At 52.2% G+C, this 23,201-nt stretch carries 26 protein-coding genes; 5 read left to right on the top strand and 21 right to left on the bottom strand.

Translation table 11 applies throughout. From position 1 onward, the window contains the following. Positions 1-55: 55 nt before the first annotated feature. From CFREI_RS05270 to CFREI_RS05260, 3 genes are all read right to left on the bottom strand, one after another. Positions 56-733 (bottom strand): CPBP family intramembrane glutamic endopeptidase, encoded by a 678-nt coding sequence (locus CFREI_RS05270; RefSeq protein ID WP_027013272.1) that lies wholly within the window; start codon positions 731-733, stop codon positions 56-58. After that, complete coding sequence (locus CFREI_RS05265; protein WP_027013273.1) at positions 733-1,617, bottom strand: tetratricopeptide repeat protein; 885 nt, start codon at positions 1,615-1,617, stop codon at positions 733-735. The genes CFREI_RS05270 and CFREI_RS05265 overlap by 1 nt, the downstream gene beginning before the upstream one ends. 72 nt (positions 1,618-1,689) lie before the next feature. After that, a complete protein-coding gene (locus CFREI_RS05260; protein WP_027013274.1) occupies positions 1,690-1,986 on the bottom strand; it encodes a thiamine-binding protein in 297 nt (98 codons plus the stop codon). 65 nt (positions 1,987-2,051) lie between these two features. On the opposite strand from CFREI_RS05260, the gene mce reads away from it, so the two are divergent. Continuing rightward, entirely contained in the window at positions 2,052-2,504 is a 453-nt protein-coding gene (gene mce / locus CFREI_RS05255) for a methylmalonyl-CoA epimerase (RefSeq protein WP_027013275.1), read from the top strand. Between the two features lie 103 nt (positions 2,505-2,607). Here the strand turns inward: mce and CFREI_RS05250 are convergent, their stop codons facing one another. The 17 genes from CFREI_RS05250 to rho form a co-directional block, all read right to left on the bottom strand. Then, complete coding sequence (locus tag CFREI_RS05250; protein ID WP_084170824.1) at positions 2,608-2,904, bottom strand: Rv1322 family protein; 297 nt, start codon at positions 2,902-2,904, stop codon at positions 2,608-2,610. Continuing rightward, on the bottom strand, positions 2,904-3,596 hold the full coding sequence (gene nucS / locus CFREI_RS05245; protein WP_027013277.1) for an endonuclease NucS: 693 nt from the start codon (positions 3,594-3,596) through the stop codon (positions 2,904-2,906). Before nucS ends, CFREI_RS05250 begins: the two co-directional genes overlap by 1 nt. 20 nt (positions 3,597-3,616) lie before the next feature. Continuing rightward, on the bottom strand, positions 3,617-4,081 hold the full coding sequence (locus tag CFREI_RS05240; RefSeq protein ID WP_027013278.1) for a DUF2550 domain-containing protein: 465 nt from the start codon (positions 4,079-4,081) through the stop codon (positions 3,617-3,619). Positions 4,082-4,335: 254 nt separating this feature from the next. After that, positions 4,336-4,707: a F0F1 ATP synthase subunit epsilon gene (locus tag CFREI_RS05235; protein ID WP_027013279.1), complete on the bottom strand. Its 372-nt coding sequence runs from the start codon at positions 4,705-4,707 to the stop codon at positions 4,336-4,338. A 13-nt stretch (positions 4,708-4,720) separates the two neighbouring features. After that, positions 4,721-6,166, bottom strand: a complete 1,446-nt coding sequence (gene atpD, locus CFREI_RS05230) for a F0F1 ATP synthase subunit beta (RefSeq protein ID WP_027013280.1) — start codon at positions 6,164-6,166, stop codon at positions 4,721-4,723. Between the two features lie 3 nt (positions 6,167-6,169). After that, a complete protein-coding gene (locus CFREI_RS05225) occupies positions 6,170-7,147 on the bottom strand; it encodes a F0F1 ATP synthase subunit gamma (RefSeq protein WP_027013281.1) in 978 nt (325 codons plus the stop codon). 54 nt (positions 7,148-7,201) lie between these two features. Further along, positions 7,202-8,845 (bottom strand): F0F1 ATP synthase subunit alpha, encoded by a 1,644-nt coding sequence (atpA, locus tag CFREI_RS05220; protein ID WP_027013282.1) that lies wholly within the window; start codon positions 8,843-8,845, stop codon positions 7,202-7,204. A gap of 60 nt (positions 8,846-8,905) precedes the next feature. Beyond that, complete coding sequence (locus CFREI_RS05215) at positions 8,906-9,724, bottom strand: F0F1 ATP synthase subunit delta (protein WP_027013283.1); 819 nt, start codon at positions 9,722-9,724, stop codon at positions 8,906-8,908. A 5-nt stretch (positions 9,725-9,729) separates the two neighbouring features. Further along, a complete protein-coding gene (locus CFREI_RS05210) occupies positions 9,730-10,302 on the bottom strand; it encodes a F0F1 ATP synthase subunit B (protein ID WP_027013284.1) in 573 nt (190 codons plus the stop codon). A gap of 30 nt (positions 10,303-10,332) precedes the next feature. After that, positions 10,333-10,572: an ATP synthase F0 subunit C gene (locus CFREI_RS05205; RefSeq protein WP_027013285.1), complete on the bottom strand. Its 240-nt coding sequence runs from the start codon at positions 10,570-10,572 to the stop codon at positions 10,333-10,335. 107 nt (positions 10,573-10,679) lie between these two features. Beyond that, positions 10,680-11,465 (bottom strand): F0F1 ATP synthase subunit A, encoded by a 786-nt coding sequence (gene atpB / locus CFREI_RS05200; protein WP_027013286.1) that lies wholly within the window; start codon positions 11,463-11,465, stop codon positions 10,680-10,682. A 357-nt stretch (positions 11,466-11,822) separates the two neighbouring features. Continuing rightward, positions 11,823-12,257, bottom strand: coding sequence for a Cg1360 family ATP-synthase-associated protein (locus CFREI_RS05195; protein WP_027013287.1), 435 nt, complete (start codon positions 12,255-12,257; stop codon positions 11,823-11,825). An 11-nt stretch (positions 12,258-12,268) separates the two neighbouring features. Then, positions 12,269-13,456, bottom strand: coding sequence for an MraY family glycosyltransferase (locus tag CFREI_RS05190; RefSeq protein WP_240483232.1), 1,188 nt, complete (start codon positions 13,454-13,456; stop codon positions 12,269-12,271). Further along, positions 13,443-14,093, bottom strand: a complete 651-nt coding sequence (locus CFREI_RS05185; protein WP_027013289.1) for an L-threonylcarbamoyladenylate synthase — start codon at positions 14,091-14,093, stop codon at positions 13,443-13,445. The genes CFREI_RS05190 and CFREI_RS05185 overlap by 14 nt, the downstream gene beginning before the upstream one ends. A gap of 30 nt (positions 14,094-14,123) precedes the next feature. Continuing rightward, positions 14,124-14,957: a peptide chain release factor N(5)-glutamine methyltransferase gene (gene prmC / locus CFREI_RS05180; protein ID WP_027013290.1), complete on the bottom strand. Its 834-nt coding sequence runs from the start codon at positions 14,955-14,957 to the stop codon at positions 14,124-14,126. After that, positions 14,954-16,027, bottom strand: a complete 1,074-nt coding sequence (gene prfA / locus CFREI_RS05175) for a peptide chain release factor 1 (RefSeq protein ID WP_027013291.1) — start codon at positions 16,025-16,027, stop codon at positions 14,954-14,956. Before prfA ends, prmC begins: the two co-directional genes overlap by 4 nt. After that, positions 16,027-17,982: a transcription termination factor Rho gene (gene rho / locus CFREI_RS05170; protein ID WP_027013292.1), complete on the bottom strand. Its 1,956-nt coding sequence runs from the start codon at positions 17,980-17,982 to the stop codon at positions 16,027-16,029. The genes prfA and rho overlap by 1 nt, the downstream gene beginning before the upstream one ends. Positions 17,983-18,281: 299 nt before the next feature. Between rho and CFREI_RS05165 the strand changes: the two genes are divergently transcribed. From CFREI_RS05165 to CFREI_RS05155, 3 genes are all read left to right on the top strand, one after another. Next, complete coding sequence (locus CFREI_RS05165; RefSeq protein ID WP_027013293.1) at positions 18,282-19,997, top strand: long-chain fatty-acid--CoA ligase; 1,716 nt, start codon at positions 18,282-18,284, stop codon at positions 19,995-19,997. Between the two features lie 218 nt (positions 19,998-20,215). Continuing rightward, positions 20,216-21,283, top strand: a complete 1,068-nt coding sequence (gene moaA, locus CFREI_RS05160) for a GTP 3',8-cyclase MoaA (protein WP_084170825.1) — start codon at positions 20,216-20,218, stop codon at positions 21,281-21,283. Positions 21,284-21,288: 5 nt separating this feature from the next. After that, positions 21,289-21,534: a MoaD/ThiS family protein gene (locus CFREI_RS05155; protein ID WP_027013295.1), complete on the top strand. Its 246-nt coding sequence runs from the start codon at positions 21,289-21,291 to the stop codon at positions 21,532-21,534. Here CFREI_RS05155 and CFREI_RS05150 read toward each other — a convergent pair. After that, positions 21,531-21,944 (bottom strand): molybdenum cofactor biosynthesis protein MoaE, encoded by a 414-nt coding sequence (locus CFREI_RS05150; RefSeq protein WP_027013296.1) that lies wholly within the window; start codon positions 21,942-21,944, stop codon positions 21,531-21,533. The two genes, CFREI_RS05155 and CFREI_RS05150, sit on opposite strands and share 4 nt — an antisense overlap. Between CFREI_RS05150 and CFREI_RS05145 the strand changes: the two genes are divergently transcribed. Next, positions 21,943-23,199, top strand: coding sequence for a molybdopterin molybdotransferase MoeA (locus CFREI_RS05145; RefSeq protein WP_290246131.1), 1,257 nt, complete (start codon positions 21,943-21,945; stop codon positions 23,197-23,199). The two genes, CFREI_RS05150 and CFREI_RS05145, sit on opposite strands and share 2 nt — an antisense overlap. Positions 23,200-23,201: the final 2 nt, after the last annotated feature.

Genomic DNA, 23,201 nt, shown 5'->3' with positions numbered 1-23,201 from the left:
CCTGACCTCCTTGATGTGGCTCACTCAATACGGTGATCACATCAAGGAGGTCTATTTATGAAGAGTACAACGAAATTGCCATTCCAATAGTTACCATGAGGTTATTAAAACCATGATGTAAAATCGCCGCCCATAGTGAACCATGCCAACGGTAAAGAATCGCGCAACAAATACCCAATAAAAATGCCCACACAATAATCGGCGGAGTCATATGGACTAGTCCGAACAGCAGTGCACTTGCCAGAATAGAGACAATTGGAAGTTTAAAACGGTTATCCAGCCACCCCATAATGAATCGTCGAAAAACAACTTCCTCCCAAATGGGTCCCGCAATCACCACCAAAAAACCCATAAGAGCAATAATTAAAGGTGCATACTCGATTGGAACAAGCTCAAGACGATTATCCTGTTCCGCAGGCTCTACTTGGATCAAAGCACCGATCCCCGCCGCAATAATGAGCGAAATCCCTAACATAACGGGAATTTGCCACAGCAAATGCCAGCCTCGACGCCCCAACGGGACGAACCCAAAATCGGCGAGCGTCCAACCCCGATCGAAAAAACTCCAGATCGTCCAGCCACCGACCATAAGTGCTATTGAAACCCCTGCAATAGCTACCATTGTCGAGTGCATCAATGCGGCGCCAATAACACCAGCGACGCCAGCAATCGTCGGGGCAATAAACCCCAAACCAAACATGCGGGCAGCATCTGCCCCGGTAATTTCTCGCATTAGAAAAGTGCACTCGCCATCCGACTTCGAGCAGCCGTCACCCGCGGATCTCCGGCCTCAAATAATGCAAACAATTCAATCAGACGTTCGCGAACACGTTGCTTATCTTGCGCAAGCACACCAAGCAAACGATCGAATGCATCTTCCACATCTCCTGCCGCAATCTCCGCATCCGCAGCAGCAAATTGCTTATCGACGTCATTTGGATCCATATTTGCCGCCGCAATAACGTCATCTGTCGTTGAGGCAGCCGCAAGACGAGCCAGATAGATCGCATTTAACCGCGCAGTTTTCGCATCTGCATTCGCCGGTTCATGGGCGAGAATATCGTCATATACCGCAATGGCCGCAGCAAAGTCACCAATATTGAGAGCTTCGGTCGCGGCGTCGAAACGCGGATCGTTTGGCGCCTCATGATCAGCATTTGACGGTAACCCACTCAATTTGCCCGCTACCGCTTGGACTACTGCCGCCGTCCATTGCTGCAAAGCCTCCATTGGTTGTGCACCCTGAAAATCAGCGAGCGGACGACCATCAGCCAGTGCAAGTACCGTAGGCAATGCAGAAACACCGAAAGCCTGCGCAATCTCTGGAAAGTTATCCGCATCTACGTACGCAAAAATCCAATGCAAACTAGCTTGCGAAGCAAGCGTTGTTAAGTCCGCTTTCAGTTGCTCAGAATGCTCGCTGCGGGCAGAGCCTATCTGCACAACTACCGGAACCTGCAATGAGCGCCGAACAACTTCATGTTCAAAATTTTCGGGCGTCACCGCAATTGCAAATGCCACCCCCTCCGAAGAATTTTGCTGAGCTCGAGCCTCCGCACGAGCCTTAAGCTCACCAAGATCAATCGCCCCACCCACAAACCGGTCAGGAGTAGTCAATTTAACAAAGCCTTCCATTCAATGCTTTCGCAACACCACGATCGTAACAGCAAACGCAACGAAAAATGCCCGCTAGAGGTGCTGCTCTAATGAAGTAATTTTCTGCTCCAATTGATTCGAATATCCAGGCCGAATATCCGCCTTGAACACCAAGCTCACCCGAGGTGAAACTGCAACCACTGCTTCGGTTGCACGCCGGATCACATCCATAACCTCATCCCATTCTCCCTCAATCAGGGTAAACATGGCATTAGTTTCATGAGGAAGCCCAGAAGCTCGAACCACTCGCACAGCCTCAGCAACAGCCTCAGACATTTCCGCCTGTGCATTTGGGACCTCAGTGGGAGCTACAGAAAATGCAACAATCATGCTGACCAAGATACCCCGAGCATCCCCGCTGCCCCCACCTTGGTTCGAGGGCTAAACTAGTGAATATGAGCGATATTTCTAATATTGAAATCCCACACGAGTATGTGATCTGCCTTGACCATGTGGGGATTGCAGTGCCCGACCTCGACGCCGCCATTGAGTTCTACCGATCAAATTTTGGCTGGGTAAACCACCACCAGGAAACCAATGAAGAACAAGGTGTTGTGGAAGCCATGGTTGGGCCCAAAAACCTCACTGAGCGTGATGGCATGATTCAACTTCTTGCGCCCCTCAATGACGAATCCACCATTGCGAAATTCATTGATAAAAAAGGCCCTGGCCTCCAGCAAATGTGCGTTCGAACCAACAATATCGATGCACTAAGTGAACACCTTCGTGCTCAAGGGACCCGCCTGCTTTATCCAGAACCTAAGATTGGCACTGGTGGATCACGCATTAACTTTGTGCACCCTAAAGACGCAGGTGGTGTGCTCCTGGAAATCACCGAACCTGCCTAATACCTCTAAAACTCCGCCCAGCCCACACGTACCACTGGCTGCTGATACAGAGCACCCTATGCGTGGGCTGGGTTTGTGCTTGCATACGCCACCGCAGCACGAACTAACGGCGATCCCAACAAGGCGAATGCCAATGGCGCCGATCATCCGCATGATGTTCCGGCCACGCAACAATATGTGCAACCCCTGGCGGAATATTCTGATTACAACCAGGACACACATAAAACTTCTTTGCGGCAGCAGACCCCATACGGCGCACCATATATGGCTCACCAAAGGTCCATCGAGGACCCGGCTGAATTTGTGTACCAAAGTATGCCGCACCATCACGAGGCAAAGCCCGCGGCGCATTGCGTTCCTCTTTACGCTGTGGGCGCTTTGTTCGATTTCGACGAGGCATTAGAACAAACGTAATTCGTCAGTCTCGATCCCCCGCAATGCTTGATAATCCAAAGTGACACATCGAATGCCACGGTCTTCAGCTAAAGTCCTAGCCTGCGGTTTTATTTCCTGCGCTGCAAAAACACCCTGAACCGGACTTAAAAGTTCATCACGATTAAGCAAATCAAGATACCGGGATAGCTGCTCCACACCATCGATGCCGCCGCGGCGTTTAATTTCCACAGCTACAGTCGCCCCTGAAGCATCTCTACATAAGATATCCACCGGACCAATAGCAGTGGGATATTCGCGGCGAATTAAACTGTAGCCTTCACCTAATGTTTCAATATGCTCGGCTAAGAGCTCTTGGAGATGAGACTCCACACCGTCTTTAACTAAACCAGGATCTTCACCGAAGTCATAATAAAAATCAGAATGCACTGCCTCTATTGTGATCCGCAGCTGCTCGCCTTTTTTGTTCTCAACGATCCACATCCGGACACCAAGTGATTCCCCACCTTCACTTTTAATCTCCCGCTCATCAAGTGTGCAGGGTGGTGTCATCCAGTTCAATGGCTTGTATGCGCGGTCATCAGCGTGAATAGATACTGAGCCGTCCGCTTTGACCATTAATAATCGATCAGCCATTGGAAGATGAGCTTCTAAGCGGCCAACATAATCAACAGAACACCGGGCAATGACGAGACGCATTCCTCAACTGTAGCCCAAGGTTAATTAACGTTTCGCTTTTGGGTGAGATGACGGATAGCTTCCCGCGGATCTTGACGCTCCAAACGCTGGCTTGGAGCAGATTCCAACCAGGCTGTTAGTGCCATTTCACTGCGCGAATTCATCGCGACTTCATACTCCATATCCCCCACAAGAATGTGCGCAATCTTTGTACCTGGTTCCATAAATTCAGATTCTTGGGATGTGGGCATTCGGCTTCCAAGCAATTGCGCTAATTGCCGATCAATAACGATATTAGCCGCAGGTGACAATGATCGAAGCTTAAAATATTCGGCGGATGAACCGTTGTATCGAATCAATCCATGCCGCCAACCATGTGCCCCATCTGCAGGAACATTCCGTAAAATAACGTGAACCCCGCTACTGCGCAGCATGTAAAACCGCCACACGGCCAAGACAAACACCGTGAGCGCTATTAGCACTAGGCTATACCAGAAATATTCCATGCGCACATACCAACCAATCTGATACACAAAGCGAGCCCCAATACGCTTTGTCGTATTTTTGAATCATCATACCCCTTGTGCACAAGCAAGAATATTCTGATCTACCTGAAAAAATAGGTGATTGCCAAAGACCCAGCATATTGGGGGGCAGCAGAACCTATATGTATGGTTAGGTATACAAAGGGTCACCCGCATTTGCGGGTGACCCTTGCAAATTTTAAGGAAAGAACTGGCAAAACTGCCTGGGAAAAACCTTAAGCTTCCTTATCGCGACGTAATGCGCGTAGCTCTGCTTCGGCACGTGCTTTCGTTTCAGGATCATCTGACTGGAGCGCGGCCTCAGCCTCAGCGGCGTCGACCTCGTGAGCCCACACTGCATAGTGAGCCAGAATGGTTACCTTGTCCTTTGAAATTGAAAGGAAACCACCAGGTGTGGCAGCAACAAGCTTTTCGCCGTCCACAGGACGGATTACCACGACCCCATTCTCAGCGAGTTGGCCAAGCATGGGTTCGTGGCCGGGCAGCACGCCGATCTCACCTTCGGTGGTCTGAGCCGTCACGATAGTAGCCTTTCCAGACCACAACATACGCTCGACGGAGACCAGTTCAGCGGCGATTTCAGCCATGAGTTTCGCCCCTTTACTTTCCGGTCATCTTCTTATAGGCAGCCTCAACATCGTCCAAGCCACCCAGACCATTGAATGCCTGTTCTGGGTAGTGGTCAAAGTCGCCATTGCAGATGCGCTCAAAGGCTTCGATGGTGTGCTCCAAAGGAACATAAGAACCTGGAATACCGGTGAACTTTTCAGCAACGAAGAAGTTTTGGCCCAGGAAGCGCTCCAAGCGACGTGCACGCTGAACAGTGATCTTGTCCTCTTCAGACAATTCATCCATACCGAGGATGGCGATAATGTCTTGAAGTTCTTTGTTCTTCTGAAGGATATGGATCACACGCTGTGCAACATTGTAGTGACGCTCGCCAACAATACCTGGCTCGAGAATACGAGAGGTAGAGGTTAATGGGTTCACAGCAGGGTAAATACCCTTGGAGGCGATACCACGGTCAAGCTCAGTGGTAGCGTCCAGGTGCGCGAACGTCGTAGCCGGTGCAGGGTCGGTGTAGTCGTCTGCAGGGACGTACACTGCTTGCAGCGACGTAATGGACTTACCCTTGGTCGAGGTAATACGCTCCTGCAGGATACCCATCTCATCGGCCAGGGTTGGCTGGTAACCCACAGCTGACGGCATACGGCCGAGAAGGGTTGATACTTCGGAACCTGCCTGGGTAAAACGGAAGATATTGTCAATGAAGAGCAGCACGTCCTGGTGCTGAACATCACGGAAGTACTCCGCCATGGTCAAGCCAGACAGTGCGACGCGCATACGAACTCCTGGTGGCTCGTCCATCTGGCCGAATACTAGAGCGGTATCTTGAAGCACACCCATTTCTTCCATTTCCAGGAAGAGGTCAGTACCTTCACGAGTACGCTCACCAACACCAGCGAACACCGATGTGCCGGAGAATTCGCGTGCAATACGGGTAATCATTTCCTGGATAAGAACGGTTTTGCCCACACCAGCGCCACCGAACAAACCAATCTTGCCACCCTTTACGTATGGGGTGAGCAAATCAATGACCTTAATACCCGTTTCAAGGATTTCGGTTTTACCTTCGAGTTGATCGAATGGTGGCGGATCGCGGTGGATTCCCCACTGCTCACCGTCACGGCCCAGACCAGGCTGGTCAAGGCAGTCACCCAAAGCGTTAAATACGTGGCCCTTTACGACGTCGCCGACAGGAACGGAAATCGGCTGGCCAGAGTCGATAACTTGAGCGCCACGAACAAGACCATCGGTAGGCGCCATCGAAATGGCGCGTACGAGGTTATCGCCGAGGTGCTGGGCAACTTCAAGGGTAATGGTCTTGGCGACTGCTTCGAGGGTGACCTCGACAGTCAGTGCGTTAAAAAGGGCCGGCAGCTCGCCGCGCGGGAATTCCACGTCGACGACCGGACCAATGACACGCACGACACGGCCGGCGCCTACCGCCTGCTGTGCGTTCTGCTCATTGAGAGCTGTAGTCATAATCTAGTCACTTTCTCCGCTTTCGGCGAGCGCTCCGGCGCCACCGACGATCTCTGTGATTTCCTGGGTGATCTGTGCCTGGCGAGCCTGGTTAGCCACACGTGAAAGATCTTTCACCAGTGCGGTTGCATTGTCAGTAGCAGACTTCATTGCATTTCGGCGCGATGCTGATTCAGAGGCAGCTGCCTCAAGAAGCATTGCGTACAGGCTACGGGACACGTATTGCGGCAGCAGTGCGGCGAGCAAGGTATCTGCATCTGGTTCGAACTCGTAGTCCGGAGATACTTCACCTTTATCGTCGAGAATGCCGTCGCCCAATTCCATTTCATCAAGCTCAATAATTGGCTCGATGGGCAGGAGCTGGTGTGCACGTGCGGTCTGGGTCAGCATGGACTCAAACTCGGTGTACACAACGTGCAGTTGATCGAAGCCTTGAACCGACTCACCTTCTTCGACATTGAGGCCTTCACGGTACTTTGCAGTACCAGCAGAGCCTGCAATAAAGGCATCAATCAAGTGGCGGCGCAAATTATGCGTCTCACGGTAACCGGGGTCTTGGGAGAAGCCGGTCCATTGTCCAACGATGTCTTCACCGCGGAACTTGTAGTAACCAACTCCCTTATTTCCAGCTACATAGATAACAACCTCATAGCCTTTTTCCTCAAGGAGATTTTTTAGCTCGGTTGTTTTCTTGAAGACGTTGTAATTGTATCCACCAGCCATACCACGGTCGCTTGAGACCACCAGGATTGCGGCGCGGTTAGCGTTTTCACGCTCCCGAAGCATTGGGTGATCGAGGGAGCTTGCAGACGCCAAACGTTCAATCACATCGTGGATTTCATTGGCGTATGGAAGCGAGGCCTCGACCCGCGCCTGGGCCTTGGTGATTCGCGAGGTGGCGATCAGTTCTTGGGCCTTGGTGATCTTCTTTGTTGAATTGACCGATTTAATTCGGTTACGCAACTCGCGAAGACTTGCCATGAATCATCGCCTCCCTTCTTTTCCTTGGACGGTCATAGTGTTATTCACACTGCCCTACTTTTTGGCGGTCTTACGAGAAACCGTAATTTGGGCCTTCTTTAGCTCGCCTTCTTTCAACGGATCCACTTCTGGCTCGTTGATTACTGGCGTACCGTCCGTGGTCTGGAAGGAGTGCTTGAAGTCATTGGTGGCAGCTAGTAAGGCTTCCTGAGAATCCTCGGAGAATGCTGCACCACCAGCGATTTGCTCGTACACTCCAGCTGCGTTTGCGTGGAGGTACTCATGAAGCTCAGCTTCGAAACGACGAATGTCTTCGACGGGAACGGTGTCGAATTCACCTTCGCCAGCAAGCCAAATGGAGACCATTTGGTCTTCCACTGCCATTGGGCTGTTTTCTGGTTGCTTCAACAATTCCACAAGTCGCTGGCCGCGCTGCAGCTGTGCCTTGGATGCGGGATCCAGGTCAGATGCGAATGCCGCGAAGGCTTCAAGGTCACGGTAAGCGGCGAGGTCAAGACGCAAGGAGCCAGACACTTTCTTCATGCCCTTGGTCTGAGCGGCACCACCCACACGAGAAACGGAAACACCTACGTTAATTGCGGGACGAACACCCTGGTTAAACAGGTCGGATTCGAGGAATACCTGGCCGTCAGTAATAGAAATTACGTTGGTAGGAATAAAGGCGGAGACGTCATTTGCCTTGGTCTCAATGATCGGCAGTGCTGTCATGGAGCCAGCGCCCATGTCATCGGAAAGCTTTGCGGCACGTTCCAGCAAGCGGGAGTGCAGGTAGAAAACGTCACCTGGGTATGCTTCACGGCCTGGTGGGCGGCGTAGCAAGAGGGAGATCGCACGATAAGCTTCAGCTTGCTTGGTCAAGTCATCATAGATGACCAAAACGTGCTTGCCCTGGTACATCCAGTGCTGGCCAAGTGCAGCACCTGCGAATGGTGCAAGCCACTTAAAGCCAGCGGAATCGGATGCTGGAGCAGCCACAATGGTGGTGTATTCCAGGGCGCCGTGTTCTTCAAGGGTACGACGTACCGCTGCAATAGTGGAGCCCTTTTGACCAATTGCTACATAGATACAACGTACCTGCTTGGTCGAGTCGCCAGACTCCCAGTTTGCCTTCTGGTTCAAAATGGTGTCCAAGCAAACCGCGGTTTTACCGGTTTTGCGGTCACCAATGATCAGCTGGCGCTGACCGCGGCCGATGGGGGTCATGGCGTCGATAGCCTTAATGCCGGTTTGCATCGGCTCGCCCACTGGCTGGCGTTGCAGTACGGATGGTGCCTGCAATTCCAATACGCGGTCTTCTTCTTTTTCAATAGCTCCAAGGCCGTCAATTGGTTGGCCTAGGGGGTTAATTACGCGGCCGAGGAATGCATCTCCGACCGGGATGGACAGTACGTCGCCTGTCCGCTTGACTTCGTCGCCCTCTTTTAGAGTCTCGTAGTTACCCAGAACCACAACACCAACCTTGTCGGTGTCCAGGTTTTGCGCGACGCCAATGACGCCATTGGGGAACTCGAGGAGCTCATTCGCCATGACCGACGGGAGGCCCGAAACTTGGGCGATACCGTCAGCTGCCGAAATGACCAGGCCGACCTCCTCGCGGGAGGCCTCCGGGGAGTAGCTCGAGGTGTAGTTTGCAATCGCGCTACGGATCTCATCGGAGGAGATCGTCAGCTCCGCCATGTTCTTCCTGCTCTCGGTTGTTTCTTCCAGCAATTATTGTCTAGTGATATCAGTCGTGCCTTAGACAAGGTTGGCGCGCAACCGCTCGAGCTTGCCCGAGGTGCTGCCGTCAATTACCTCATCGCCGACTCGGACGACCATTCCACCGAGGAGGCTGGGATCGACCTCAGCGTGGATGCTCATCTTTCGACCATAAATACGGCCCAGTTTTTCAACCAGTGCCTGTTCCTGCGCCTTATCCAGCTGTACAGCACTCACCACATGTGCAACAGTTTTTCCTTCGAGGCCAGCAGCCAGGGAGGAAAGATGTGCCATATCATCAATGGGGTTACTGTCTGGACGACCAATGACCTGCAAGGCTAGGGCTTCAGTGATTGAACTGACTTTGCCATACAGCACTTTGGCCAGTAGCTCGCGTTTCGCGGCGGGGGTCGCATTGCGGTCCCCAAGCATCTGAGTGAGTTGCTTTTTGTCGTCCAAAATCCGGCCGAGTCGGAAAAGTTCATCTTCCACTTGTGCCAGCTGGTTCTGCTGCTCGGCTGCTCGGAGGAGGGCGCGGCGTCCCAACTCCACCAGGCCGGTGCGCAGTTCACGCGGGGTGGACCAGACCTGGGCCGCGGCAAATGTCAGGGCATCGAGGGTCACTTGTGTAACCTTCGTTCCAAAGACTGCCGTCACCAGGCCAGAGCGCTGCTCGGGGGTGGCTGAGGAGTCAGCCACCGCGACACGCAGGCCGCGGTCACCGTCGAGGACTTCGACGACGTCGAACAGTTCGGTACCAGTCTGTGCGGCGACTGCGACTGCATTGGTGCTTCCTGACAGTAGTGTGTCTAGGTGTTGCTTTGCGTTCGCTAGTGCTTCGCGGCTCGCTGCGTGCATGTCGCTCACTTTCCTGCGTTGTCCACGGTGTCGAGGTCGGACAGGAAGGAATCGATCGTGCCGGAGCGCTTCACATTATCGGAGAGCTGTTCCCCGAGCAGTCGCTCTGCCAGATTGATCGAGTTCTGCCCCATCTCGCGGCGCAGCTCTGCAACGACCTGCTCGCGCTGGGCGGCAAGCTGCTTTTCACCGGCTTCGATGATGCGGTTGCTTTCTTCGGTGGCCTGGGCCTTCATCTCTTCGATGATCTGCTTGCCCTTATCACGGGCTTCTTCGCGGATCTGTGCAGCCTCGGCGCGTGCTTCAGCAAGCTGAGCATTGTACTTCTCTAATGCTGCTTTGGCTTCTGCCTGTGCAGCTTCAGCTCGCTGAATGCCACCCTTAATCCGGTCCTCACGCTCAGTAAGGACTTCCTGGAACTTCGGAAGGACAACCTTCCAGAAGAGGATGCCGACGACGATGAGCGGAATGATGGACCAGACGAGGTCGTACGTGGCGGGCAGAAGCGGGTTAATTGGCTCTTCAAGAGGAAGAGTTTCCGCGTCTCCTGCCGCAAGGTAGTTAATGACGTTCGTCATGAGTCTCCAGCTTTCGTTGTCTTAAGTGAATTAGAGGATGAAGCCGGCGACCAGACCGATGAGGGCAAGAGCCTCAACGAAAGCGATACCCAGGAACATGGTGGTACGCAACTGGCCGGCCATTTCGGGCTGGCGAGCCATACCCTCAAGTGCCTTGCCGACGAGGATACCGATACCGAGGCCTGGGCCAATGGTTGCAAGGCCGTAACCGATGGTGTCGATGGAGCCGGAGATACCAGCGGCGTCCTGAGCGAGGATGACTTCATTCATGAGAGTGTCGTTCCCTTTCTAGCTGCCCATTCCCATTTTCGAGAAATTAGGCGAAATATTTTGGTGTGGATTTGTGGTTGACTGTGGTCCGCAATAAGCGGGCTGGGTCAGTGTTCGTCAGCGTGCAGCGACAATTCGATATACACGGCCGAAAGCAGAGCGAAAATATATGCCTGCAGGAAAATGACCAGAAGTTCGAAAAGCGTAAACGCAATCGCGGCAATGATGGTCACACCAGAGAGTGCTGTCCAGCCGTTCAACTGCCAGAAGAAGAAGTTCGTTGCAGAGAACAACAGCACGAGGATGATGTGGCCGGCGAGCATATTGGCCATAAGACGAAGTGTCAGAGTGGCCGGTCGCATAATGAACGTCGAGAAAAACTCGAGCGGTACCACCAGCAAGTGGAGTGCCGGTGGAAGATTCGGGATCACCACTGAAGACTTCACATACTTGAAAAAGCCGTAACGCTTGGTACCTGCGTAAATGAATGTCAAGTAGCCCAAAACCGCCAATGCTAGTGGCATACCCACGCGAGCATTAGGCGACACATTGAGTCCCGGAATGACCGAGGGCAAGTTCATTGCAAACACTAGGAAGAACATTGTGACCAAAACCGGCAAAAAGCGGCGGCCTTCTTTCTTACCTAGAATCTCTTCAGCAATATGCACTCGGACAAAATCAAGAGCGATCTCCGCGACGTTCTGGAGGCCAGAAGGAACCAATTTAGGGCTCCGCATTGCCACCACGAAGAATAGCGCCACGAGAACCGCCATTAGAAGGCGGACGAACATCAGACGGTCGATAGTGAACCAGCCGTTCGCAACGTCTGCGAACCACAAGGCATCCGGGAAAAATTCGTGTTCCAGGGAGGGTGAGTGGAATTCACCCCGCATGGACAGTGTTGTAACGCTCAGCGTTCTCTCCCGTGTTCGGGCCGCATAGGTTTCCCCATACGGTGCGATGGACGTCTGAAAAACTACCTGGACCGCCACGGACTCCGTCGCACATCATCGCAGCGGCCACTGGGGAAAGCGCCAAGCTATTTTCACAGGTTTCATAAATTTGTGTCTTAGCTAGGCACTGGTGCCCGCTCGATAGAATAACAGGTGAGTTTGGGTTTTTCCGAAGTATGGAGGGGGGTAACGGCTACCCCTTTGTATAGCACTTCATGTAAGTGCCCTGAGCTGCGCAAATTAATTTTTGTAAGGTATGTCACACAACAAGCCACATGCCCAAGTCGGGGGTAGTCTTTAGCTAACGTTTTCGGGCTGCACGTACGTTACTTTTGCAGTAATTACGCCCCAAACCTCACTTGCAAGCACTGCAACTAAAGCCAACAACGTTGTACTCAAGAGTGCCCATTTATGATAAAACCCAAGGTCCTGAATTAGATACAGAACGATAATCAACAACACTACTTTTGCTAGCCACCCTCCGAGCACCACGGCGCCGGTTGTTGTGGCAGAGGTATTCGATGTTACTAATACGCTGAGAACTGTCAGCAGCATAAAACCGCCACCAATTGCGGCCCCAATAAGCACACCCCAAACACCTGCTAGGTCCGCAATCCACCCCCAAAGTGCCAATGAAACCACACTAATGACCACCAGCGCATAAGTTCCAAACCTAAGTGCTCGCAAGAGTGGGCGGCGCGGGTCGTCGTATTCTGAAGGTGTTGCATTCACAACTGGGCATTCTACCGTGCGTGCGAAATTTGTCGGGGTTGGGTTGCTTCCGCTTTTCGACGCCGCGAATCCAACACCGGCCGCGCAGTGAGGGCAAGCGCAACAATCAGGCCAACCCCCACACCGATAAGAGCGTATGGCGCTGGGAAAACAGTAAATGCCACCGCACCGAATGCCACAACAGAAACCCAGGTGTAAAGCACTAAAACTACGCGACGGTGAGTATGGCCTAGTTCTAATAACCTGTGATGTAGGTGCATTTTATCCGCACTAAAAGGCGAACGTCCTTTTGAAACTCGGCGTACAACCGCCATTACGAGGTCAAGCACCGGTACAAAGATTGCGGCAACAACCACAATAAATGGCGACATAACGGCGATAATATCGGCGGTACCATAGAGGCTCATATTGATTTTTCCCGAAGCCGATGTTGATGCCGCCGCCAACAATAAGCCGATAAGCATCGAGCCAGAATCCCCCATAAAAATTCTTGATGGCTCGAAATTATGAGGTAAAAAGCCAAGGCACATTCCTACAAGTGCCGCAGCAATAATCGCAGGCGGATACGCTGATACCGTACCCCCTTGGTCATGTAATACCGTGAGTGAAAAGACCAGGATTGCCAATCCTGCAATCATGCCAAGACCAGCTGCGAGTCCGTCCAAACCATCAACAAAGTTCATGGCATTAATCAGCATGACCGTAAATATCGTTGTCAAGATTGTAGCCTGGACTTGATCTAATACTACGGTAGTTCCATCTCCAAAGGGCACATACAACAGCGTCCATGAAAGCCCGACTAGGCTCATCACTACGGCACCAAGCACCTGCCCAATAAGCTTGGTCAGAGCGTCGATTTCCAGCAGGTCATCCACAACGCCCACAAGTACAATCACAATCGCAGCCCACATCACGGCGTCCATTTCTGGCGTGATTGGTTTAAATCCGCGGGTAAGTGCTGGGAGTTGGTGGGCGAGCCATACCGCGCATGTAAAGCCCAAAAACATTGCTGCCCCGCCAAGCCGCGGCTTTGGTTGAGTGTGCACATCACGGTCACGGATAGCGGCCATCTGTCCACTTCGCGTTACCCAATGCCGGATAAGTCCGGTTGAAAGGTATGTTACGGTCGCTGCGGCAAGCAGCACTAGACCGAGTTCCCGCAATGGCACACCAGCAACACCCATATCAGCGCAACACATCCACTTCAATATTGAGGACTTCAGCAATACGTTCCGCAGGTATGGCCCCTTCGCGCAGTAGCTTTGGGCCCTGATCGGACAGATCGACAATGCTGGAGGCTAGACCAACGGGGCATTCTCCCCCATCGAGATAGACGGATGCACCCGCCCCTAATTGATTTTTGGCATCTTGCGCAGTGGTTGCCGGGGGTTGTCCAGAGATATTTGCACTCGATACTGCCATTGGACCAGTTTCGCGAAGAAGTTCGATAGCCACAGGGTGCAGCGGCATACGGAGCATAACTGTGCCTCGAGTATCACCGAGGTTCCAAGGCAAGCTCGGGGCTTGCGGCACCACGATCGATAATCCTCCTGGCCAAAATGCTTCTACTAAAGCTTTTGCTTGCGGCGTATAGTCTCGCACCAACCCTTGAATTGTGTCCCAACTGCCAACGAGTACCGGCACCGGCATATCTGGTCCGCGTTGTTTTGTCAGCAGGAGTTTTGCCACGGCGTCATTATCAAAGGCATCACAACCTAATCCGTAAAGGGTGTCGGTTGGCAGCACTACAAGGCGACCACCTTTCACCGCATTGACTGCCGCCTTGAGCCCTAATTCGCGGGATTCAGCGTCGGCGCAGTTATACATTCGGCTCACGTTTTATCTCCTGATGATTTGCTCTTGGTTCTACAGCTTACTCGCCGTAACAAAACGATCACGCCCAGCAAGGTCTTGGTGCTGGGTAATATTTTCAAAGCCACCGTGGGATTGAAACGCCTGCAAAACTTTCACACCAGTAGAGTCATCATGCTCAATTCCAGTGGCTCCGCCGGGGCGCAACAATCGGAAAATGTTTTCGATCATTGGGGAAATAATTGACATTCCATCCTCCCCACCGAAAACAGCCATAGCGGGATCATGACGAGTCTCCATATCCACCGCAGCATCGAGTGGAACATACGGAGGATTACTTACTACGAGATTGACCATTCCTGAATATTCCGCAAGTAACTCTGGATTGGTGGCATCACCGGCGAACAGTCTAACCTCAGAAGCATATGTAGCAATATTGCGCGCCGCCCAAGTATAGGCATCTGGCGAAAGCTCAACGGCAAAAATTTTGGCATCTGGCCGCTCAATGGCAATGCTTAATGCCAATGCACCACTTCCTGTGCATAGATCTATGACCATCGGTTTTTCGACGCCGCGAATCGCTTCAACTGCCCACAGTGCAAGGAGTTCGGTTTCTGGGCGTGGAATAAATACTCCAGGACCAACAGCTAGATCAAGGACTCCAAATGGTGCAGAACCAAGAATATATTGGAGTGGTTCACGTTGTGCCCTACGGAAAACAGCATGCCAGAATTCTTGAGGTAATTCCCCTTCTTTAAACAGCAACTCCATTGGCGAGCAGCCAAGAAAGTGAGCAGCAAGCAAGCGGGCGTCGACAATAGGCGACGCCACCCCAGCCTGAGCTAAGGTGGCGGCGGCCTTGGAAATCTGCTGCGTTAACGAAATCACTCAGCTTCCAAGCGGGCAGCGCGATCGGCGGCTTGCAAAGCGGTAAAGAGATCACCTAATTCGCCATTCAGTACGGTATCCAAATTATTGGATTTATATCCAATACGGTGATCACTAATCCGATTCTCTGGCCAATTGTATGTACGGATCCGCTCGGAGCGATCGAGTGTACGAATCTGTGCAGCTCGCCCCTCGGCGGCTTCGGCTTCTGCCGCTTCTTCAGCAAGCAATTGCAATCGAGCAGCAAGCACTTGCATCGCACGAGCCTTGTTCTGGATCTGCGAGCGCTCTTTTTGGCAGGTCACAATAATACCTGTGGGCAAGTGAGTAATACGCACTGCGGAGTCTGTGGTGTTTACGCCTTGTCCGCCTTTGCCGGATGCACGGTAAACATCTACACGAATATCTTTATCGTCGATCTCTACCGCGCCAACTTCATCAGGTTCTGGGTATACCAACACACCGGCTGCCGAAGTTTGAATACGGCCTTGAGATTCGGTCACGGGTACGCGTTGTACGCGGTGTACACCGCCTTCGAATTTAAAGACGCTCCAGGCACCATCACGGGATGGTTGCTTAGACCGGATCGACATGGTCATATCCTTAACGCCACCCAAATCAGATTCGGAAAGCCCAAGGATCTCAATGCTGAATCCGTTTTTCTCGGCATAACGCTGGTACATACGAGCTAACTCGCCAGCAAAGAGTGCGGCTTCTTCACCGCCCGCACCAGACTTAATTTCCATAACAATATCATCGGCATCGTGCGGATCACGTGGAGCAAGGAGATCAGCGAGCTGTTCTTCCAATTCCACTTCTTTTGCCGCAAGCTGCTCGACTTCGGCTATGAAATCATGGTCCTCATGGGCCATTTCCCGGGCATCAACCAGGTCTTCCCGCACCTGAGTTAACTCCGAATGAACCTTAATAATCGGCTGCAACTCTGAATACCGCTTGCCTACTTTTCGGGCGCGAGCAGCATCATTATGCAACTCAGGGTCACTGAGTTGAGCCTCCAAGCCGTGATATTCGGCAAGAATATCGTCTACAGCGGAAACCTGGTTTGCCATTAGGAGAAGTCCTCCTCCGTAACTCCAGCCATTGGTGCAGAAGAAGCTACCTGCATTAAGAACTCACCATTTGATTTGGTTTTCTTGAGTTGCTTAATAAGCAAATCGATAGCTTGCTGATTATCCAATGCGGAGAGAATCCGGCGCAACTTATGCATAATGCGGGCTTCCTCAGGAGCCAGCAACAGCTCATCTTTTCGAGTACCAGATGGGTTGACATCAACGGCTGGGAAGACACGACGTTCGGAAATCTTGCGGTCAAGCTTTAATTCCGCATTGCCTGTGCCCTTAAACTCTTCAAAGATCACAGTATCGCCAGCGGAACCCGTTTCCACCATTGCAGTAGCAATAATGGTGAGCGATCCGCCATTTTCAATATTGCGTGCAGCACCCAAGAAACGCTTTGGTGGGTACAGTGCATTGGAATCCACACCACCAGACAAGATGCGGCCGGACGCAGGGGAGCTGTTATTGTAGGCGCGCCCTAAGCGAGTAATGGAATCGAGCAAAACAACAACGTCTTGGCCTTGTTCCACTAACCGCTTTGCACGTTCAATAGCCAATTCGGCCACGGCAGTGTGTTCACTCGGTGGGCGGTCAAAGGTAGAAGCAATAACTTCGCCCTTGACATTGCGCTGCATATCGGTCACTTCTTCAGGGCGTTCATCCACCAAGACAACCATGAGGTAACACTCAGGGTTATTTGTTGCAATGGCATTGGCCACATTCTGCAAAATGGTGGTCTTACCGGCCTTTGGTGGCGACACAATCAGCGCACGCTGACCTTTACCAATAGGCATAATAAGGTCAATCACACGCGTGGTTAAGATCTTGGGATCTGTTTCCAGGCGCAGGCGCTGATTTGGATATAGCGGTGTCAGCTTGGCGAACTCTGGGCGGTGGCGGGCGTCTTCAACAGAAAGGCCATTAATTTGGTCGACGCGCTGCAACACATTGTATTTTTGTCGGTTGCGTCCAGTACCGTGTACCTGCTGTGGTCCCCCAACCTTAATTTGGCCAATAATGGCATCGCCACGGCGAAGCCCAAAACGGCGAATCATTTGCGAACTTACATACACATCAGCTGCGGCGGCTTGATAGCCACTGGTGCGCACAAATGCATTGCCGTTTTCCAGAACCTCTACAATGCCGGCGATTTGTTGTAAGACATCGTCTTCGCGCAACTCCTCATAGGGTTCACGGTCACGACGATTGCGCCCACGGTCACGGCGATTACGACGATTCCGGCGATCATCATCACGACCATAACGGTCTTGGCGATCGTCGTCACGGCCATAGCGGTCCTGACGTTCGCCCCGTTCAGCACGATCACCGCGGTCCGAACGCTCTTGGCGGTCCTGACGGTCGGGACGGTCAGTAGTTTGCTCGGCACGCTCGGAGCTTTCCGAGCGCTCTAAATAACGTTCCTGTTCAGTAGCTTCAGGGTGTTCTGCAACAACCGTGGTTTCTTCAGAAACATTTTGGTCACGTTGCGTTTCCCGCTCGCGACGCTCACGTTCGCGTTGATTTAAGCGAGCACGATTCCGGCGAGCCCGGCGCGCCTGAGAGCGAGACTCATGCCGCTCTTCAGCTTTTGCCTCACGTGCTTCCGCTTCGCGCTCCTCAGCAGTCACAGTGACTTTTTGGGGTTCTTCAGCCGCTGGGGCGTCGATAAGCGCTGGCGCAGCAGGCTCAGAATCCGCCTTGACTTCAGTGGTTACTCGCCGACGACGGCGCGTCGGTACAGCAATCACCTCCGTTGCTACCTCAGCTTCAACGTTTTCAGGTTTCGTATCAACAGCCTTCGCTGGTGCGGCTCCCCCAGCCTGGATAGCTTCAATCAATGCGCCCTTACGCATCGTTGAGATTCCCCGGATCCCCAAAGACTGCGCCATCCTGCGCAGTTCAGGCAGCCGAAGAGCAGCCAGGTTAGCGGTGGTGTCCGTATCGGTCACAGATGTCCTTTCGTAGCACAATCCGGCACTTCAAATAACCGATGTGCGTCTGTGGAATTCAGTTAGCCCCAAAAAATCCTCTTCTACAAGGGCCAATCTTGGTGGACGTACACAAAACTCATCATTGAGTAGGTACGGAACCCGACGGACATTAGGCCCCATTCAGACGGGAAAATAATGACGAAAACGGGCATGTATACAGCGCCGCAACCTCCCCTTGAACGGGCGACCTGTCGGTTCAACAACAGTGTACCCTATAAAGCCCGCTACATTGCTAATTGGGCGCTAAAGTAGTCTTCATGCTCAGCACGATGAACGACCTGCCACTGTCTATAACGCGCATTTTGCGTTATGGGGCCAGCGTCCACGGCGAAACGACCGTCACTACATGGGGGGTAGATGGTGCAGAAACCACGACATTCGCCGAAATCGGCGCCCGCGCAAGCGCACTTGCATTCGCATTGCGGGACGAACTCGGAATCACCGGGGATCAGCGTGTAGCTAGCTTTATGTATAACTGTGCAGAGCACCTGGAAACACTATTCGCCGTTACTTGCATGGGCGCAGTATTTAACCCAGTAAATAAACAGCTCATGGAAGACCAAATTCGGCACATAATTAATCACGCCGAAGACGAGGTCATTGTCGCCGATCCAGGACTAGCACAACAACTCTCCCGAATTATTTCTGAATGCCCTACCGTCCGTGCAGTTATTTTTACCGGCATTGGGGATCTCAGCTCCGCCATCGATTCCCTTCCCGCCACGGTAAAAGGTTATTCCTATGAGGCGCTTATCGACGGCCGTTCGACCAATTATCCGTGGGCAGAACTTCCCGAAAACTCCGCGGCGGCCATCGTATACTCCACTGGAACAACCGGTGCACCAAAAGGTGTTGCCTACTCACACCGCTCTATTTATCTGCATTCAATGAGCCTGCGCACCACCGACTCATTTGCAATTACACATGGTGAACCATTCCTTTGCTGTGTGCCCATCTACCACGTATTAAGTTGGGGCATACCGATTGCGGCGTTTATGTCAGGCACACCGCTGGTCTTCCCTGGACGAGACCTTTCCCCAGCATCACTAGCGACAATAATTGCGCAATCACATCCAAGAGTAGCTAATGGTGTGCCCACATTATGGATCTCATTAATGGTGCATTATTTAAGTAATCCGCCGGAACGCATGAGTCTTATCGAAATCTTTGTCGGCGGCTCCCCTGCCCCACCAATCCTGATCAAACTTTGGGAAGAACGCTACGGCGTGGATGTCATCCATATTTGGGGCATGACCGAAACCTCTCCGATTGGCACTGTGGCGCGGCCTCCATCCGGTGTTAGCGGTGAGGCTCGTTGGAATTATCGAATCAGCCAAGGGCGCTTCCCCGCATCCATTGAATACCGCGTAGTGAGCGACGGAGAAAATGTTACTGGAACCGATCGTAACCAGGGAGAAATTCAAGTACGCGGTAATTGGGTCACCGCTTCCTACTACCAATCACCCGCTGAACACAACGGTGGCACCGCACACATATTCAGAGGCAAAGACGTTGACGACGCCCCGGATAAATTCACTGCAGACGGATGGTTGCGCACCGGCGATGTTGGATCCATTACCAAGGATGGATTTTTAACCATCGAAGACCGCGCCAAAGACGTTATCCGCTCTGGCGGCGAGTGGATTTACTCTGTGCAACTTGAAAATCTTGTTATGGAAGCCGAACAGGTAGTTGAAGCAGCAGTTATTGGATTCCCCGACGATAAATGGGGCGAACGCCCACTTTCAGTTACTGTCCTCCACCAAGGAGTGCCAGCAAATCGCGATACCGCGGAAATGCTCCGTGATACCTTGCGTGAAAAACTCCCCGCCTGGATGTTGCCAGAATATTGGACCTTTGTGGAATCCATTGATAAAACCTCTGTGGACAAGTTTGACAAAAAGGACCTGCGTAAACATCTAGCCAACGGCGACTTCCGCGTAATAAAGCTCAAAGGACCGGGCGAAAAATAGCGTCCCTCTACCACACACTCCGCCGCATCTGCATGCCGCCCCGCCTTTCAATGTTTATCCACCTCCACTGCTTGTATCGCGGCAATAATGCCCAGCGGAAACCAAAACACGGTTGCAACGATCACCAGTAGAACATGATTATCAGGTTTCGAATTACTTACCGATATTTTCCACGAATTTTTCTGGATAAAATCCTCAGTTTCACGTAGCCTGAACATGTGAGTATCTCGTCTGCGCCCCAGCCCAGCGCGACCGAAACTGCAACTCCGGGAGGACTTCGAGATCGCTACGGACGAGTCGCGCAAGATCTACGCGTATCACTGACCGATCGCTGCAATCTCCGCTGCACCTATTGCATGCCAGCCGAAGGATTACCTTGGATTCCCACACCCGAACACTTAACAGTCACCGAATTACTGCGCCTCATCAAAATAAGTGTCACGCAACTAGGAATTCGAAAAGTGAGGTTTACCGGGGGCGAACCGCTGTTGCGAAAAAACCTTGCGGAAATCATTAAACACACGGCCGCCTTACGAGCCACAGACGGTTCTAAAATTTCAACGGCTATTACCACCAATGGCGTAAGTTTGGCCCGACACGCCCCTCAACTCGCGGATGCAGGCCTTGATCGGGTGAATATCTCCCTAGATTCTTTGGATCCAGAACGCTACACCCGCATTACCAGACGAAATCGTATCTCTGATGTGTTAGCCGGCATTGCGGCAGCACAACAATTTCAACTAACACCGATCAAAATCAACACTGTGGTAATGCCAGGTGTAAATGAACAAGATATCGTGCCGCTGACAGAATTCTGCCTTCGCAATAACCTAGAGCTTCGCTTTATTGAGCACATGCCACTTGGCCCCCGCGAAACCTGGGACCCTGCCACAATGGTGACCGCAACAGATATCCTCCAAGTGTTATCGAAACGATTCAAAATGTCACCGATGGAAACAGCCGACACTTCTGCACCCGCCGAACTTTGGCATGCCACGAGCACCAATGACCCCAAACTCAACGGAACCATCGGTGTCATTGCGGCAGTAACGCAACCGTTCTGCGGGAATTGCGACCGAACTCGATTGACCTCCGACGGCATGATTCGATCCTGCCTATTCAGCCACTCCGAAACGGACTTGAAATCGTTATTGCGGTCAGGCGCTTCGGATGCCGAAATAGCTCAAGCGTGGTCGATCACAATGTGGAATAAACCAGCTGGCCACGGGATCAACGACCCAGGCTTTCTGCAACCAAAACGCACCATGTCTGCCATTGGAGGTTAAAGCTCATGCGCTTATTGACAGTTCGTTTTTTCGCTGCCGCTGCAGATGCCGCAGGGACTCGGGAATCTACAATCGAAGTTCCTGATAGCGGCACCTTGGACGATGCACTGCAGATCATCGACACAACATACCCGCAAGTTGCAAAAATACGTTCACGATGCACAGTGTTTATTGATGATATGCGCACTAAAAACCTTGATATTAGCAACGCTCGCACCCTTGATATTTTGCCACCGTTTGCTGGCGGTTAAGCAGAATTACTCCATGTAAATGTTCCATCTGAAAAATACTGCTTTTTCCACACCGGCAATTGCTGTTTCACTTCATCGACTGCTTCTGCAATTGCAGCAAAAGATTCCTGCCGATGCGAGCTACTTACAGCCACAGCAAGAGCCGTTTCGCCAATGTTCAAATGTCCTATACGGTGGACAATTGCCACACCATGTAATTGATATTTATGTTGCACAGCATCCGCAATTTCTTGCACAATACGTTGGGCTGCTGGGTGCGCACTGTACTCCAAGCTCGTCACTCCTTGACCACTATCGTGATTTCGCACCCTCCCATCAAATGTGGCGATCGCACCCGCCCGATCATCGGCGACTTTAGCCAACAGTTCCGCAACGATAATCGGATCCTTTGTTATGCAACCATAATTCATGTGTTCCCAGCCTCTCACTCCAATGACTCAGCACACAATAATCGAAAGTGAACCATCAATGCTCCGGAGTTTTTCTGATCATTATGCCGCGATAATTAATCTCGCCACTAAAACTACACCGATCACTACCTTGCAAACTACTCAATCACTTGGCCACACACTAGCTGCAAATGCACATGCGAAAATAGCCGTACCGCCCTTTAACAACTCCGCTATGGATGGTTTTCTTGTTTACGCTAACGACTGCCAAGGCACTGGCCCCTGGACATTTCCAGTAAGTGGTGATGTTCCGGCAGGGGCAGAAGTGGCAACAGTACCCTCCGGTGGAGCACTCCGCATTATGACGGGCGCACCCGTACCTGAGCACGCGGGCCTCGCCGTAGTACCGGTCGAACATACCGATATTCCACGCGGCCCCAATCCGCTGCCTAACACAGTCACGATCTTTACCGCCCCCAAGGCTGGCGATCACATCCGCACACGCGGGGAAGATACACATGTTGGCGAACTCACCACGCCCCGAGGTACGCGTATCGACGCCGCGACCATGGCCTCACTAATATCTACCGGCAATACCGAAATACCAATCCACCGGCCAGTACGCGTGGCGATACTTGCTACCGGCGACGAGCTGGAACGCCAAATTCCCAACTCGAATAGCCCGATGCTCGCCGCACTGTGTGAAACTCACGGCGCAGAGGTAGAAATTTTACCCACAAGTGGCGACAATGCAGCAGAGTTTCGTGCAACAATCGACGCCGCGCACAATGTGGACTTAATTCTGACTACCGGGGGAATTTCCGCTGGCGCGTTCGATATTGTCAAAGAAGTGTTAGCTGATGATGTGTGGTTTAGCGGGGTTGCGGTACAACCAGGTAAACCACAGGGTGCAGGGACGATCAATGGCATCCCAATCCTCTGCCTGCCAGGTAATCCGGTAAGTGTGTTTGTGTCATTTCACCTGTTTGCCCTTCCACTGATACAAGCACTGAGCGGGCAAACTCCACTTCCGTTTCACCAACGTCCACAGCTCACCGCCATTGCTGACTGTGAATTTCGAGCGAATGGCAAACGAGATCGTTTTATCCCTGCGATCGTAAGCTACAATCCCGAACCGCATGTTCGGAGTTCACACCGAAACGGTTTAGGTAGCCATTTTGTCGCCTCACTCGCTGGCGTCAACGGCTTGGTCTATGTAGAACACGCGACCGATAACATTTCCATTGGTCAGCCCGTTCGAGTACTTCTTGTTTAGGA

Origin of the sequence: Corynebacterium freiburgense (assembly GCF_030408815.1) — a bacterium.
In the GTDB taxonomy this organism is placed as follows: domain Bacteria; phylum Actinomycetota; class Actinomycetes; order Mycobacteriales; family Mycobacteriaceae; genus Corynebacterium; species Corynebacterium freiburgense.
The sequence above is the reverse complement of the archived record's forward strand: the minus strand, read 5'-3'. Positions and strand labels throughout refer to the sequence as shown.